Source organism: Chromobacterium sp. HL1, assembly GCF_057418835.1.
This window is the reverse complement of the sequence record NZ_CP162399.1, coordinates 3,819,598-3,834,589: the sequence shown is the minus strand read 5'-3', so window position 1 is coordinate 3,834,589 and position 14,992 is coordinate 3,819,598. Positions and strand designations below refer to the sequence as shown.

The following is a 14,992-nucleotide window of genomic DNA, read 5'->3' as shown; positions in this document are numbered from 1 at the left end:
GGGGATCGGCATGAAACTATCCATCTATCAGGAAAGCCGCATCGGCGGGCGAGCGTACAACCAGGACAGGCTGGTGATCGCGCACTCGCGCGACACCGTGATGCTGGCGGTGGCCGACGGCATGGGCGGGCATATGCGCGGCGAAGTGGCGGCGCAAATCACGGTGGACCTGCTCAGCGAGCTGTTCTACCAGCAAGCCACGCCGACGCTGACGCATCCCAACCGCTTTCTCGTCAACGCGGTCAGCACCGCGCATCAAGTCATTCTCGATTACGCCGCCGACCACCGGCTGCCGGAGGTGCCGAGCACCACGGTGGTGGCGGCCATCATTCAGCAGGGGCAGTTGTACTGGTGTCATGTCGGCGATTCCCGGCTCTATCTGCTGGACGAGAAGGGCTTGCGTCTGCGTTCGCGCGATCATTCCCAGGTGCAGCGCCTGATCGATCAGGGCCAGTTGAGCGAGGACGCCGCCAAGGTGCATCCGGAACGCCACAAGATTTACAACTGTCTGGGCGCGGCCAGCGATCCGGACATCGACGTCGGCGAGAAACAAAGCGTGGGCGCGGGCTGCTCCATCCTGCTGTGTTCCGACGGCCTGTGGTCGCAGGTGATGGACCCGGAGCTGGAAAAGGTCTTCGTCCGCCGTAATGTCAGCCAGGTCTTGCCGGCGCTGATGAATGTGGCGGAGCGCCGTGCCGGCGCCGGCGGGGACAATCTGTCCGCGGCGGCGGTCACCCTGCTGGACGAGACGCAGGACTACGGCGAGCGCGAGGACGTGCTGGACACGGAAACGGCGACGCCGCGTCAGATGGGACGGATGATTCTGGACTCCAATCTGGAAACCATGCATCAGGAGATTCTGGCCAGCCGGGTGGCGGGCAAGCGCGACTAAGCGCCGTCGTCGGTGGCGACTGATATAATCGTCGGCATTTACCGTTCTGGACGATGACATGATGCGACCTTCCCAACGCCCGGCCGATGCCCTGCGCACGGTGCGGATCAGCCGCCACTACCTCAAGCACGCCGAAGGTTCGGTGTTGATCGAGTTCGGCGACACCAAGGTGATTTGCACCGCCAGCGTGGACGACGGCGTGCCGGGCTTCCTGAAGGGCAAGGGCCGCGGCTGGGTGACCGCCGAGTACGGCATGCTGCCGCGCTCCACCGGCTCCCGCATGCGCCGCGAATCCTCCGCCGGCAAGCAGTCCGGCCGCACCCAGGAGATTCAGCGCCTGATCGGCCGCTCGCTGCGCGCCGTGGTGGATCTGGAGAAGCTGGGCGAGCGCCAGATCCAGATCGATTGCGATGTGATCCAGGCCGACGGCGGCACCCGTACCGCCAGCATCACCGGCGCCTACGTGGCCTTGGCCGACGCGATCGGCCTGCTGCTGCGCGAGGGCAAGCTGAGCGAGAACCCGTTGCGCGACCAGGTGGCCGCCATTTCGGTGGGCCTGTACCAGGGCATGCCGGTGCTGGATCTGGATTACGCGGAAGACTCCAACTGCGACACCGATATGAATGTGGTGATGACGGGCGACGGCCGCTTCGTGGAGGTGCAGGGCACCGCCGAGGGCGAGCCGTTTGGCGATCAAGAGCTGCAGGCGATGTTGGGCCTGGCCCGTTCCGGCATCCGCGAGCTGGTGGCGTTGCAGCGCCAGGCGCTGGCGGAGTGAGGGCGCAAGCCCTGAATAGTAAAAAGCCCCGTCGCCGGGGCTTTTTTCATGGCTTGGCGCTCTTGCTGATGAACTGCTGCAGCGCATCGTAGAACATCGGCGCGCTGACGCTCATATTGTCTTCTTGCTTGCGCCGCGCGGCGGTGGGGGCGGAACTTTGCACCGCGACGATGACCGGCTGTCCCGGCCCCATCACGAACACCGGCGAGCCGCTATTGCCTTCCAGCGTGTCGCAGCGGTGGGTCAGGCGGCCGTCCGGGCGCAGCTTGGTCGCCTTGCAGGCGTTGTGTACCAGCAGGTGTTTTTGATCGTCGATGGGGTAGCCGCCCTGGGTCAGCGTCCAGCTCCGCTGGTTCAGCAATTCGCGCAACTGCTTGGCGTTGCCGCTGAAGACGGGCAGCACGCCCTGGGTGTCGCCCAAGGGGGTGGCCAGGCGGACGAAGGCGAAGTCGCGCGGCGCGATGCGCGGCGGGATGTAGAGGCCGTCGGCGCGGCGGTCCAGGCCTTTGAGGAAGCTCTTGTCCACCTGCACTTCCAAAATCTTGCTGCGCGCGGTGAATTCATCGCCCCACAGGCCGACGGTGAAGCTGACCGCCGGATCGAAACGGCCTTTCTCGTCGACGAAGCAATGGCCGGCGGTCAGCACCACGTCGCGCGCCACCAGCGCGCCGGTGCAAATGGTGCGGGAGCGGGTTTGCAATTGCCCGACGGCGAGCCAGGGTTGATGGTCGGGGCGAGTGCGGACGCGATCGTCCTGGCCGAAGAACAGGATCTTGTGTTCCGCGGAGACGGTGGGGGCGGCGGACGCCGGCAGGGCAAGCAGAACACTGAGGACAAGCAGCGGGAGTTTCATCGAGTTTGGCCTTGCAAATGAAAACGGGGCGCCGAAGCGCCCCGAATTATGTGCGATTGCCGGAGGTTCCGGCAATGCTCGCCGCCTGATTACTTGGCAGCGGAAGCAGCTTTTTTGGAAGCTTTCTTCTCGGCTTTCTTGGCCGGAGCGGAAGCTTCTTTCTTAGCGGCTTGGGCTTTCTGAGCAGCGGAAGCCTCTTTCTTGGCTACGTGCTTTTTGTGCTTTTTAGCGGCTTTTTTGGCCGGGGCGGAAGCGTCGGCTTTAGCGGCTTGAGCTTTCTGAGCAGCGGAAGCTTCTTTCTTAGCAGCGTGCTTTTTGTGCTTTTTAGCGGCTTTTTTGGCCGGAGCGGAAGCGTCGGCTTTAGCGGCTTGAGCTTTCTGAGCAGCGGAAGCTTCTTTCTTAGCTACGTGCTTTTTGGCTTTTTTGGCTTTTTTCGGAGCGGAAGCGTCGGCCTTGGCGGCTTGGGCTTTCTGAGCGGCGGAAGCTTCTTTCTTGGCTACGTGCTTCTTGGCTTTTTTAGCTTTCGGAGCGGAAGCGTCGGCTTTAGCGGCTTGAGCTTTCTGAGCAGCGGAAGCTTCTTTCTTAGCTACGTGCTTTTTGGCTTTTTTGGCTTTTTTCGGAGCGGAAGCGTCGGCTTTGGCGGCTTGGGCTTTCTGAGCGGCGGAAGCTTCTTTCTTGGCTACGTGCTTCTTGGCTTTTTTAGCTTTCGGAGCGGAAGCTTCAGCTTTGGCGGCTTGAGCTTTCTGAGCGGCGGAAGCTTCTTTCTTAGCTACGTGCTTCTTGGCTTTTTTAGCCTTCGGAGCGGAAGCTTCGGCTTTGGCGGCCTGAGCTTTTTGAGCAGCGGAAGCTTCTTTCTTCGCTACTTTTTTCTCGGCTTTCTTAGCCTTGTGGATCGCAACCGGAGCGGAAGCAGCAGCTTTTTCAGCGGCGAAGCCGTTAACGGACACCAGGCTGAAAGCAGCGGTCAGAGCAAGCAGAGCCAGCTTTTTCATTTATGAAACTCCTAAGTTTCTTGGATTGGTATGAAAGTGGACATGTAGTCCTTTTCAGGCCGAAATGCTAACCATGACAAGGGGCTGAGTCTATGCCTTCTGTGTATCCCAATGTTACGGAATGTACAGGCGCGGCGACGGCAGATGTCAGATCGGCCAGCGGAACAGAAAGCGCGCGCCGCCCAGCGGCGAGCTTTCCACTTTCACCTCGCCGCGGTGGGCGCGGGCGATGCCGGCGACGATGGCCAGTCCCAGGCCGTGGCCGCCGGTCTTGCGGCCGCGGCTTTCGTCCAGCCGCACAAAGGCGTCGAACACCCGGCCGCGGTCCTGTTCCGGAATGCCGGGGCCGTCGTCGTCCACCATGATGATGCAGTGGCGCTGCTCGACGATGATGCTGGTCTGCACCAGGCGGTTGGCGTGGCGGCGGGCGTTGGACAGGAAGTTGTCCAGCACCCGGGTCAGCAGGTGTTCGTCGGCGGTGATGGCCAGGCTGGCCCCGGCCGGCTCCAGCCATTGAATGTCCTGCGTCAGCGCGGCCTGGCCGGCGATGCGGTCCTTGGCCCAGGGGATGGCGTCGAAGCTGCTGAGCTTCAGCGGCGCTTCCGGCCGGTCCAGCCGCGCGTGCAGCAGCAGCTCTTCCACCAGCTTGTCGATGGCGGAGAGGTCGCGCTCTATCGCCTGCCGCTCCGGGCTGCTCTCGTCGCCTTCCAGCAGCGCCATCCGGTAGCGCAGCCGCGCTAGCGGCGTGCGCAACTCGTGGGCCACGGCGTTGGTCAGGGTTTTCTTGCTATTGATCAGCGCGGCGATATTGTCGGCCATGTGGTTGAAGGCGACGCCCAGCTGGCTGACGCCGGAGCGCGGCGGCAGGTCCACGCGGGCGGACAGATTGCCGCTGGCCAGCTTGCCGGCGGTTTGCTCCAGCGCCACCAGGTCGCGCCAGTGCGGCCGCATCCATAGAAACACCGGTATCGCCAGCGACAGGCCGATGAAGCCCAGCAGCGCGTAGTCGAACCATTTGAGCTGGTGCAGGAAGAATAGATAGCGCAGCGGACCGGCCACCAACAGGTAGTTGCTGTCCTCCAGCTTTTGCAGGAACACGTATTTGTCTTCCAGCATCACGATTTCGCCGCGGTCCAGCGCCTGCTTGGATTCGTCGTCCAACAGATAGCTGCTCATCTTCTCCACTTTGACGCGGAAGGTGAAGCCGTGGTCGGAGTTGGCCAGCGTTTCGCTCCAGCGGTCTTCCGGCACGCCGCGCAGATCGGCTTCGATCAGCGACAGCGTGGTGCGCAGCAGGTCGGACAGATAGCGCTCGCCCACGTCGTCCACCGCCTGTTTGTAGACCGCGCCCACCAAGACCACCGCCACCAGGAAACAGGTCATCAGCAGCAGGTAGAACTGGATGAACAATCGGCGCATGCGCGCTTACTCCCAGCCGGACAAGGAGAACAGATAGCCGCGGTTGCGCACCGTCTTGATGCGGAACGGCTCGCTGGGATTGTCGCCCAGTTTCTTGCGCAGCCGCGAGATGGCCACGTCTATGCTGCGGTCCAGGCCGTCGTAGCTGACGCCGCGCATTTCCTTGAGCAGGATGTCGCGGTTCAGGGTTTCGCCGGCGTGGCTGGCCAGCAGCCACAGCAGGTCGAAGTCCGAGGTGGACAGCGGAATCTTCTCGTTGGCCAGCGTCACGTCGCGGCTGATCGGGTCTATCGCCAGTTGGCCGAACACCACTTTGCGGGTGCCGGGCTTGGGCGCGGCGGCGTCGGCGCTGGCCGAAGCGGGCCGCAGATTGCGCAGCTGGGCGCGCAGCCGCGCCACCAGCACCGAGGGCGGCGTGGTTTTCAGGATGTAGTCGTTGGCGCCCAGTTCCAGGCCCAGGATCTGGTTCATATCGCTGTCCAGCGAGGTCAGCATGATGATGGGGCCGTCGAATTTGGGACGCAGCTCGCGGCAGATGGAGAGGCCGTCTTTGCCGGGCAGCATGATGTCCAGCAGCACCAGGTCCGGCGCTTCGCGGGCGATGGTGTCCAGCGCGGCGTCGCCGCGCGGTTCCACCACCACGTCCATTTCATGGCGGGACAGAAAGTCGCTGATCAGCTCGGCCAGGTCGGCGTCGTCTTCTACAAACACGATGCGGTGGGTCATGCCTTGCATCCATCTATTCAGTGGTCAATCCGCGAAGTATCGCCCGAGCCGCCGCGCGCTTCAACTGCAAGCACGGTCAGGACCGCCTTGTTTCCGCCCGGCGAGCAGGCGATTTCCGTTTCGAAGCGGAAAATCCACCGGTCCACAGTTGCCGGCGGCTTGATTACAGTTTCCTGACATCGCCAACCGTTTTGCAAAGGAAAGCTCATGAACGATCAAGTCCGTCCCGCCGCCGTCGACCAGACCGCGATCCGCCGCCTGGCGGACCAGATTCTGGGCCAGATTCCCGCCTTGCTGGACGCGGCCGGCAAGTCTCTGACCGAGGTTCAGCAGCAGAAGCTGGATTCGCACGTGCTGGCGATGGCGCGCCGCTCGCTGACCGGCGAAGGGCTGCCGGATTTCGACAAGAGCCTGTTCGACGAGATCTCGGACACCACGCGGCGTTTGTCCGCCGCGGTGGTGGCCTTGTTCGGCAATCTGCCGGAAGAGGAAGCGCTTTTGCTGTCCATTCATTTCGAGATGGCCAAGAACAAGGCCTGAAGTCCGCCGTGCATAGATAGAGAGATAGAGGAGAAGACAATGACGCAGATAACCGTAGTGATTGGCGACCGCCTGGGCAAGGGACAGAAAGTGGGCGCGGGCGCGGAGGCCGCCGGCGCGCGCGCGGTGGTGATCGCGGGCATGGCCGCGGATATGAAGCTGGGCGACGTGATGCAGGCGGAGGGCGCGCAGCTGGGCATTTCCTTCTGCGGCAGCGGCGGCGCCGGCGCCATCACCGCGCAGACCAAGTACGGCTACAAGGCCAAGTACGGCATGCGTTCAGTGGAGGAGGGCGTGACCGCGATCGAGGAGGGCTACACCGTGCTCGGCTTTGGCTTCATGGACAAGGAAGAGCTGGGGCAGCGGCTGGTGGCGGCCTATCAGAAGAAATACGGCGGCTGAGCGATGCAAAGGCGTTTCGAGTCCAGCGTGACGGTCAGCGGCCGCGGCGACAGCAAGGCGCAAGCTTGCGCCGACGCCTTGTCCGGCGTGCAGCGCGCGGTGACGGCGGCCGGCCATCCGGTGCTGTTGCGCATCGAGCCCATGCGGGTGACGGTGGTCGCGGCGGAGGAGATCCGCCGCCGCGAGCGCTTTCTGTTCTTCTTCCTGCCGCGGGACAGGCTCAGCTACGCCGTCACGCTGGAGGTGGAGGTCAGCGTGACGGCGCTGGATATCGAGGCCGTGCCCTTCGTCGCGCGCCAGGTTTAGGCGCCGGCTGTCGTTTCATTCCGAGGAGGAAGCCATGCTTCTGATCATTCTTCTCAAGTCGCTGTTGATAGGCGGTCTGGTCGGCGTCGCGGTGGGCGCCGGCGCGGCCCGCATGTTCCACGCGCCGACTTCCCAGGGCATGGGCGCTTTCCGCACCCTGGGCGAGCTCAATTCCTGCGAGGGCGACCCGGCCTCGCATTTTTCCTTCGGCCTGGGCTTTTTCTTCAACGCCTGGGCCTCGTCGGTGGCCGCCGGCGCCTTCACCCAGGACATCGACCACCGGGTGATTCCGCACTGGGGCGCCGCGGCTTTGCTGGCGCGCAACCGCAATCTGGCGGAGACCCTGCACAACCCGCGCAAGATGGCCTTGGTGTGCGGGGTAATCGGCATGCTGCTGGTGGCCTTCCTGAACACCACCGCTTCGGCGGTGCCGGCTTCGCTGCAAATCACCGCGGTCAAGGTCTTGGTGCCCGCGGCCAACCTCTTGGTCAACACCGTGATGCCGGTGATTTTCTGGCTGGCGGCGATTGAGGCCGGCCGGCGTTCCGGTCTGTGGGGCACGGTGTTCGGCGGCCTGGCCCAACTGATCATGGGCAATGCGGTGCCGGGCCTGGTGCTGGGCATTCTGATCGGCAAGGGCGTGGACGAGGGCGGCTGGAACAAGGTGACCAAGCTGATGATGGCGGCCATCGTGGCGCTGTTCGCGCTCAGCGCCTTCTTCCGCGGCTTTGATCTGAAGCTGCTGAGCAGCTTCCACCTGAACGCCCCGTCCTGGCTGGAACTGCTGCACGCCGCCGTGCGCGGCGCTTGAGGTTGAAGGAGAGAATGATGACTGAACAAGCACAAACCGGGGGTTTCTGGCTGGCGGACTGGTCTTTTCCCTTGCTGGTGGGGCTGTTGTCCGCCGGCGTGTTCGCCGGCACGCATATGTATTACGTCTACGGCATCGGCGCTTTCAACGAGGTGGCCTTCGTATCGATGCTGCGTGCCGGCATGGACACCGGCGTCTACGGCGCGGTGGCCGCCTTCGGCGCCAGCTTCTTGTTCGCCCGGGTGATAGAAGGCTCGCTGGTGGGCATCCTGGACATCGGCGGCGCCATCATGACCGGCGTCGGCCTGGGCATTCCGGCGATGTTCCTCGGCGCCGGCATCTTGTTTCCGGTGGAAAACTTCGGCGCGGCGCTGGCCACCGGGATGGTGATCGGCTTGCTGATCGGCGCGGTCATTATTTTCGCGCGCAAATTCACCATCAATCAGGGCAATTCCACTTACGGCGCCGATGTGATGATGGGCGCGGGCAACTCCTCCGGCCGCTTCCTCGGCCCGCTGATCATCCTGTCGGCGATGGCGGCGTCGATTCCCATCGGCGTCGGCTCGCTGCTGGGCGCGCTGGTCTTCTATCTGTGGGGTAAGCCCATCACCGGCGGCGCCATCCTGGGCGCGATGCTGCTGGGCACGCTGTTCCCGGTGGCGATTGCCTGAGGAGGCGGCGATGGATGATTTGCTGATCAAGGACGCTTTGCTGGCCGACGGCTCGGTGCTGGACATCGCTATCCGTCACGGCAAGATCGCCGGGCTGGGGCAGCTGGACGGCCCGGCCCGGCGCACGCTGCGGCTGGACGGACGCTGGCGGCTCAGCGCCGGCTGGATAGACGGCCATGTGCATTGCAACCCGGCCTCGCCGATTTATCACGACGAGCCGGATCAGGTGGGCGTGGCCGGCGGGGTCACCACGGTGGTGGACGCCGGCAGCGTAGGGGCCGACGACGTCGCCGCCTTCCGCGAGCTGGCCGGCGCTTGCCGCACCGATGTGCGCGCCTTGCTGAACATCTCGCGCATCGGCCTCGTCACCCAGCATGAATTGGCCAATCTGGACGACGTCGACGTGGCGCTGGCCGGCGCGGCCATCCGCGCGCATCGCGATTTCATTGTCGGCATCAAGGCGCGGCTCAGCGGCAGCGTGGTCGGCGCCAACGGCGTCGCGCCGCTGGCGCGGGCCAAGGAGATACAGCGGCGCTTCGGGCCGCTGCCCTTGATGGTGCACATCGGCAACACCCCGCCGTCGCTGGACGAGATCGCCGAATGGCTGGAGCCGGGCGACATCGTCACCCACTGCTTCAACGGCAAGCCCAACCGCATCCTGGACGCCGCCGGCGCGCTGCGCGCCTCGGTGCGGGCAGCGATCGAGCGCGGCGTGCTGCTGGACGTCGGCCACGGCAGCGCCAGCTTCAGTTTCCGCGTGGCGCGCGAGGCCATGGCGCTGGGCCTGTACCCGGACACCATCAGCTCGGACATCTATTGCCGCAACCGCGTGGCCGGGCCGGTGTTCGGCCTGGCAGCGGTGATGTCCAAATTCCTGAGCCTGGGCATGCCGCTGGAGAGGGTGCTGGACTGCGTGACCCGGCGGCCGGCGGAAGCGCTGGGACTGGGCGGCAAAGGCCGGCTGGAAGCGGGCGCGGACGCCGATCTGACCATCTTCGACATTGAAACCGCGCCGCGGCCGCAGAGCGATAGCGACGGCGACACGCTGACCGGCGTGCGGCACCTGACGCCGCTGGCGGCGGTGGCGGGCGGCGTCTTGCTGCCCACCGAACAAGGAAAGGCTTGCCATGTCTTCGATCTATGAGCAGTACCAGCTTAAGCCGGTGATCAACGCTTCCGGCCGCATGACCCTGCTCGGCGTGTCCACGCCGGCGCCGGAAGTGAGGGCGGCGATGGTCCAGGGCCTGGAGCGGTATTTCGAGATGAAGGATCTGGTCGACAAGACCGGCGACTACATCGCCCGGCTGCTGGAGGCGGAGGCCGCGACGGTGGTGTCCTGCGCGGCCGCCGGCATCGCCCAGTCCGTGGCCGCCGTCATCGTCCGCGACGATCCGCGCCTGCTGGTGAATCTGCACGCGCAGCCGGTGGCCGGACCGCGCGAGATCGTGCTGCCCAAGGGGCACAACGTCAATTTCGGCGCGCCGGTGGGCGCCATGGTGGCGCTGGGCGGCGGCCAGGTGGTGGAGGCCGGCTGGGGCAATGAGTGCTCGGCCGCGCAATTGGAGGCGGCGGTCGGCCCCGGCACGGCGGCTATTTTGTATATCAAGTCCCACCACGCCTTGCAGAAAAGCGTGCTCGGCGTGGCCGAGGCCGCCGAGGTGGCGCGCCGCCGGAAGCTGCCGCTGATCGTCGACGCGGCGGCGGAGGAGGACTTGCGCGAGTATTACCGGCTGGGCGCGGACCTGGTGATCTACAGCGGGGCCAAGGCGATAGAGGGGCCGACCAGCGGCCTGGTGCTTGGCCGCCGCCAGTATGTGGAATGGGTCAAGCTGCAAAGCCAGGGCATAGGCCGGGCGATGAAGGTGGGCAAGGAGGGCATTCTGGGCCTGACGTGCGCGATAGAACGCTATCTGAAGCAGGACAAGGAAAGCGGGGCGGCGATGGCGGAGCGGCTGCGGCCCTTCATCACCGGGCTGAACCAGTTGGCCGGCGTCAGCGCGCGCCTGGTCTGGGACGCCGCCGGCCGCGACATCGCCCGCGCCGAGATCGCTTTCGACGCCAGCGCCACCGGCGTCAGCGCGGTGGCCGCCGCCGCCGCGCTGAAACAGGGCGAGGTCGCCATTTATTTCCGGGAATACCGGGCCAACGAGGGCAAGCTGGAGGTGGACGCGCGCAGCGTGGACGCCGCTCAGCTGGAACAGATCGGCACGCGCATCCGCCGCTTGCTGACGGGAGAGAAGGCATGAAACTGGAACCCCATTTTTATCAGGACCGCGTTTGCTTGAATGTACTGGCTGGAAGCAAGCACAATGCCCGTCAGATTCATCAGGCGGCGGAAGGCCATGTGCTGGTGGGCGTGCTGTCGAAGAACTACGCCGACGTGGACAGCGCGGTGGCGGACATGCGCGAGTACGCGGCCTTGATAGACAACGCCTTGTCGGTGGGGCTGGGCGCCGGCGATCCGCGCCAGTCCGACATGGTCAGCGCCATTGCCGGCCAAGTGCAGCCGCAGCACGTCAATCAGGTGTTCACCGGCGTGGGCGCCAGCCGCGCGCTGCTGGGTCAGGCGCGTACCGTGGTCAACGGCCTGGTGTCGCCCAGCGGCATTCCGGGCCTGGTCAAGGTGTCCACCGGCCCGCTCAGCGCCGGCGCGCCGGTCTGCGCCGCGCCGGTGGACACCGCCATCGCCATGCTCAAGGATATGGGCGGCAGTTCGATCAAGTACTTCCCCATGGGCGGGCTGGATTGCCGCGACGAATACCTGGCGGTGGCGGAGGCCTGCGCGCGGCATGATTTCTGGCTGGAGCCCACCGGCGGCATCACGCTGGAGAATTTCAGCGAGATCGTCCGCCTGGCGCTGGAGGCCGGCGTGCCCAAGGTGATACCGCATGTGTACAGTTCCATCATCGACGCCAGCGGCGAAACCCGGCCCGGCGACGTGGAGCGGCTGTTGTCGATGGTGAAAGCCTTGTTGTAGACGCGTCCGGGGAGGCCGGGCGCGGATGGGTTTAAGAAGGAGGCTCATGGTCAAATTCCCCTATCAACGGCTGGCCCAGGCCTTTGCCGCCCTGCAGGCGGAAGCGTTGCCGCAGGAAGAGCTGGCGCGCCGGCTGGCGGTGTCCACCCGCACCGTGCGCAATGATATCGACGCGCTCAACGCCATTCTGGCCGAGCACGGCGCGCGCTTCGTGCTCAAGCGCGGCGAGGGCTACCGGCTGCAGGCCGACGACCCGGAACGCTTCCAGCAGGTGCGGCCGCAGGCCGGCTCCGGCCGCGCCATCCCGCGTCAGGCCGGCGAGCGGGTGCATTATCTGCTGGCGCAGTTCCTCGGCTCCGCCTACGCCTTGAAGCTGCAGGATCTGGCCGACGCCTGGTGCGTCAGCCGCGCCACCTTGCAGACGGACATGGCCGAGGTGCGCGAGCGCCTGGCCGGCTACGGCCTGAGCATAGAGGCCAAGCCGCATTACGGCATGAAGCTGCTGGGCGCGGAATCCTCCATCCGCGTCTGCCTCAGCGATCTCTTGGCGCAGCTGGCGGCGGAGCGGGCGGACCATCCCTTGTTGAGCGCGGACCCGGTGCTGGCCGACGCGCTGGCGACGGTGCGCGCCGGCCTGCCCGGCTGCCTGAGCCGCGCCGGCGTCCGTCTCAGCGACGACGGCGCCCAGTTCCTGAGCTTTTATTGCGCGGTGGCGGCCAAGCGCATCGTCGACGGTTTTCCCTTGCAGGATTTCTCCTGCGAGGAAGCGCCGCCGGCGGCGGCCCAGGCCGCGACGCACATCGCCGGCCTGCTGCGGCGCATGAGCGGGGTGGAGATGGCCGCCGCCGAGCAAGCCTTCCTCTGCGTCAACATCGCCGCGCGCAGCCTGAGCGGCATATTGCCCAGCGCGATCAATGCCGACGACGCCGACGCGCTGGTCCGCTACATCCTCGACTACATCAACCGCCATTACCGCTACGATCTGCGCGCCGACCGGCAATTGCGCGACGATCTGGTCACCCACGTCAAAACCATGATCACCCGGGTGCGTTACCAGATCACGCTGGCCAATCCGGTGCTGGCCGACATCAAGCAGCATTACGCGCTGGCCTACGACTTCACGCTGGCGGCGGTGTCGAGTTGGGCCAAGCACTCGCCGTACCGGATCTCGGAGAACGAGATCGGCTATTTGGTGCTGCACATCGGCGTGGGGCTGGAGCGCCATTACCAGATCGGTTATCTGCGCCGGCCGCAGGCCCTGCTGGTGTGCGACGGCGGCAACGCCACGCTGCGCACGCTGGAGGCGGTGCTGCGGCGTCGCTTTCCGCAGCTGGAGGTGTGCGCCGCCTTGTCCTGTCAGGAGTACGAGGCGCTGGAGCATGTGGGCGCGGATTTCGTGGTGTCCACGGTGAGGCTGGAGGACAAGCGCAAGCCGGTGGCGCTGCTGTCGCCGTTTCCGTCGGATTACCAGCTGGAGCAATTGGCGCGGCTGGTGGCGGTGGACCGCACCCGGCCCTATATGCTGGAGCGCTATTTTTCCGCCCAGCATTTCTGGGTGGCGGAGCAGGGGCTGAGCCAGCAGGCGCTGTTCGAGCGCGTTTGCGGGCGGCTGCGCGAGGAGGGCTATGTCGACGCCGATTTCCTGCCTTCGGTGCGCGAGCGCGAGGACATCCTCAGCACCATGCTGGGCGACGGCATCGCCTTGCCGCACTCGCTGGGCTTGCTGGCGCGCAAGACCACGGTGTGCACCATCATCGCGCCTCACGGCATTGCCTGGGGGGAGGGCGGCGTGGCGCGGGTGATCTTCCTGCTGGCGATCAGCAAGACCGAGTACGAGGAAGCGATGGCGATCTACGAATTGTTCGTTTCCTTCATGCGCCAGCGCGCCGGCGCCCGGCTGGTGGAGAGCCGCAGTTTCGAAGCGTTTCTGCGCAATGCCTTGCTATGTCTGCCCGACGCCTGAGCCAGGCGGGGCCGGCGTTTTCCTCGCTGTCAATCCATATTGTTTGGTTTATATTTTTGTTGCGATTTGTATTTAATCGCGTTGTTTTTGTGCACTGCAAGGGGCGGAGTTCCAGCTTTTTTGTAACAGTTTGAAACTGTATATAGGTTCGAGTATTTACTTCATGCTTTCGTTCTAGATCACGCCATGTCTGCGCTTTGGCTCTATTTTCGTCATTGATCTGTAACAAGCTCTCTGGATTTACCCCGCGAGCGGCCGTTAACCTGGATCAAATTTGCCCTTGAAAGTTGGGGGCGAACTGTTTTTAATAGCGCCGCCTGGCTTCACAACCGGGATGCTCCCGCCGCTTTCTGCGCCGTCCAGGGCTTGGCCCGCCGGAAGACGCGTCTCCGCCCGAGGGTTCGCCGGCTGTCAGCGTTGTGATGTCCCAGCAGGGGAAGGCCGCTTGTCGCCGTTTTCCTGTCGCGTCATCCACCCGGGGCGATTCGCGTCGCCCCTGTCGATTGATCATGCCGACCTTTCGATTTTGATCAGCTCGCGCTGCGAGTTCCGCATTGCTTTTTATTATGCCAATAGCATTTGCATGGCCGTCGGCCGCGCAAGGGCTTGCCGTTGCCGTCCGGTCATGAGCCGGGCCTGGATTACCGCCGCCGGGGCCGATGGCGCGCAGCCTTACGCGCCCGGGCGAGATAACAAGAATGTTCAACCCGTAAAGTCGTAAATGATGAGAAACCAAAGACCCTCACGCCTGTGGCGGGGACTTGCTGTAGCTTCGGCGCTGCTGCTCGCCGGGTGTCAAGGCGGAATCCTTGACCCCAAGGGCCCCGTGGCGGCGGAGCAGAAGTCCCTGATCATCACGGCAACCGCGCTGATGCTGCTGGTGGTCATCCCGGTGATCCTGATGACCTTCTTCTTCGCCTGGAAGTACCGCGCCAGCAATAAGGACGCCGTCTATGAGCCGAAATGGTCGCATTCGACCAAGATCGAGCTGGTGGTCTGGCTGATTCCCTGCATCATCATCGCCTTCCTCGCCGTGCTGACCTGGGAAACCACCCACAAGCTGGACCCGTACCGCCCGCTGGATTCCGACCAGAAGCCGATCGAGGTGCAGGTGGTGGCGTTGAATTGGAAATGGTTGTTCATCTATCCGGAGCAGCAGATCGCCACGATCAACGAGCTGGCCTTCCCCAGCAATGTGCCGGTGAACTTCAAGATCACTTCCGACGCGGCGATGAACTCCTTCTTCATCCCGCAATTGGGCGGCCAGATTTACGCGATGGCCGGCATGCAGACCCAGTTGCATCTGCTGGCGCATGAGCCGGGCGTGTACAAGGGCTTCTCCGCCAACTACAGCGGCGCCGGTTTCTCCGGCATGAAGTTCAACGCCGTCGCCACCAAGACGCCGGCGGAGTTCGAAGCCTGGGTCGCCAAGGTCAAGGCCTCCGGCAAGACGCTGGACGTGAACGGCTACCGCGGCCTGGTGCTGCCCAGCGAAAAGAACCCGGTGGCCTATTACGGCGCCGTCACCCCCTATCTGTTCCAGGGCGTGCTGCACAAATACATGACCGGCCGCACCTCGCTGGCCGCCACCGAGGCCGACGTGAAGCTGGCCGCTCTGGCCAAGAGCCTGTGCGAACCGCTGACGGTGAAGGAGTAATCAAG

Annotated in this window: 17 protein-coding genes; 12 read left to right on the top strand and 5 right to left on the bottom strand. The window is 64.7% G+C overall.

The genetic code is table 11. The features are described 5' to 3' along the window. Nucleotides 1-10: 10 nt before the first annotated feature. Complete coding sequence (locus tag AB1Z25_RS17485) at nt 11-892, top strand: PP2C family protein-serine/threonine phosphatase (RefSeq protein WP_235086925.1); 882 nt, start codon at nt 11-13, stop codon at nt 890-892. Nucleotides 893-953: 61 nt separating this feature from the next. Continuing rightward, nucleotides 954-1,670 (top strand): ribonuclease PH, encoded by a 717-nt coding sequence (gene rph / locus AB1Z25_RS17480; protein ID WP_107801945.1) that lies wholly within the window; start codon nt 954-956, stop codon nt 1,668-1,670. A 46-nt stretch (nt 1,671-1,716) separates the two neighbouring features. On the opposite strand, the gene AB1Z25_RS17475 is transcribed toward rph, so the two are convergent. The 5 genes from AB1Z25_RS17475 to AB1Z25_RS17455 all read right to left on the bottom strand — a co-directional run bounded on the left by AB1Z25_RS17475 (nt 1,717) and on the right by AB1Z25_RS17455 (nt 5,869). Beyond that, nucleotides 1,717-2,523 (bottom strand): trypsin-like serine peptidase, encoded by an 807-nt coding sequence (locus tag AB1Z25_RS17475; protein ID WP_107800439.1) that lies wholly within the window; start codon nt 2,521-2,523, stop codon nt 1,717-1,719. Between the two features lie 89 nt (nt 2,524-2,612). Then, nucleotides 2,613-3,515: a hypothetical protein gene (locus AB1Z25_RS17470; protein WP_235086929.1), complete on the bottom strand. Its 903-nt coding sequence runs from the start codon at nt 3,513-3,515 to the stop codon at nt 2,613-2,615. Nucleotides 3,516-3,662: 147 nt separating this feature from the next. Next, a complete protein-coding gene (rstB, locus tag AB1Z25_RS17465) occupies nt 3,663-4,934 on the bottom strand; it encodes a two-component system sensor histidine kinase RstB (protein ID WP_107800437.1) in 1,272 nt (423 codons plus the stop codon). 6 nt (nt 4,935-4,940) lie between these two features. Continuing rightward, nucleotides 4,941-5,660, bottom strand: coding sequence for a two-component system response regulator RstA (gene rstA, locus AB1Z25_RS17460; RefSeq protein WP_235086934.1), 720 nt, complete (start codon nt 5,658-5,660; stop codon nt 4,941-4,943). Between the two features lie 17 nt (nt 5,661-5,677). Continuing rightward, nucleotides 5,678-5,869 (bottom strand): hypothetical protein, encoded by a 192-nt coding sequence (locus AB1Z25_RS17455; protein WP_146176699.1) that lies wholly within the window; start codon nt 5,867-5,869, stop codon nt 5,678-5,680. On the opposite strand from AB1Z25_RS17455, the gene AB1Z25_RS17450 reads away from it, so the two are divergent. The 10 genes from AB1Z25_RS17450 (at nt 5,868) to cyoA (ending at nt 14,987) form a co-directional block, all read left to right on the top strand. Next, nucleotides 5,868-6,200 carry a hypothetical protein gene (locus AB1Z25_RS17450; RefSeq protein WP_235086937.1) on the top strand — a complete coding sequence of 111 codons (333 nt, stop codon included), beginning with the start codon at nt 5,868-5,870 and terminating at the stop codon, nt 6,198-6,200. The two genes, AB1Z25_RS17455 and AB1Z25_RS17450, sit on opposite strands and share 2 nt — an antisense overlap. A gap of 39 nt (nt 6,201-6,239) precedes the next feature. Beyond that, nucleotides 6,240-6,602 carry an SFCGS family glycine-rich protein gene (locus AB1Z25_RS17445; protein WP_107800435.1) on the top strand — a complete coding sequence of 121 codons (363 nt, stop codon included), beginning with the start codon at nt 6,240-6,242 and terminating at the stop codon, nt 6,600-6,602. 3 nt (nt 6,603-6,605) lie between these two features. After that, complete coding sequence (locus AB1Z25_RS17440; RefSeq protein ID WP_043591096.1) at nt 6,606-6,908, top strand: DUF4312 family protein; 303 nt, start codon at nt 6,606-6,608, stop codon at nt 6,906-6,908. A 34-nt stretch (nt 6,909-6,942) separates the two neighbouring features. Beyond that, complete coding sequence (locus tag AB1Z25_RS17435; protein WP_166452683.1) at nt 6,943-7,719, top strand: DUF4311 domain-containing protein; 777 nt, start codon at nt 6,943-6,945, stop codon at nt 7,717-7,719. A gap of 17 nt (nt 7,720-7,736) precedes the next feature. Next, nucleotides 7,737-8,390 carry a DUF4310 family protein gene (locus tag AB1Z25_RS17430; protein WP_019101591.1) on the top strand — a complete coding sequence of 218 codons (654 nt, stop codon included), beginning with the start codon at nt 7,737-7,739 and terminating at the stop codon, nt 8,388-8,390. A 10-nt stretch (nt 8,391-8,400) separates the two neighbouring features. Next, nucleotides 8,401-9,534 (top strand): amidohydrolase/deacetylase family metallohydrolase, encoded by a 1,134-nt coding sequence (locus AB1Z25_RS17425; protein WP_486635777.1) that lies wholly within the window; start codon nt 8,401-8,403, stop codon nt 9,532-9,534. Next, complete coding sequence (locus tag AB1Z25_RS17420) at nt 9,518-10,636, top strand: DgaE family pyridoxal phosphate-dependent ammonia lyase (protein ID WP_486635776.1); 1,119 nt, start codon at nt 9,518-9,520, stop codon at nt 10,634-10,636. The genes AB1Z25_RS17425 and AB1Z25_RS17420 overlap by 17 nt, the downstream gene beginning before the upstream one ends. Then, entirely contained in the window at nt 10,633-11,367 is a 735-nt protein-coding gene (gene dagF, locus AB1Z25_RS17415; protein ID WP_081545444.1) for a 2-dehydro-3-deoxy-phosphogluconate aldolase, read from the top strand. The genes AB1Z25_RS17420 and dagF overlap by 4 nt, the downstream gene beginning before the upstream one ends. A gap of 46 nt (nt 11,368-11,413) precedes the next feature. After that, entirely contained in the window at nt 11,414-13,330 is a 1,917-nt protein-coding gene (locus AB1Z25_RS17410; RefSeq protein WP_486635775.1) for a BglG family transcription antiterminator, read from the top strand. 721 nt (nt 13,331-14,051) lie between these two features. Further along, nucleotides 14,052-14,987 (top strand): ubiquinol oxidase subunit II, encoded by a 936-nt coding sequence (cyoA, locus tag AB1Z25_RS17405; protein WP_319792906.1) that lies wholly within the window; start codon nt 14,052-14,054, stop codon nt 14,985-14,987. Nucleotides 14,988-14,992: the final 5 nt, after the last annotated feature.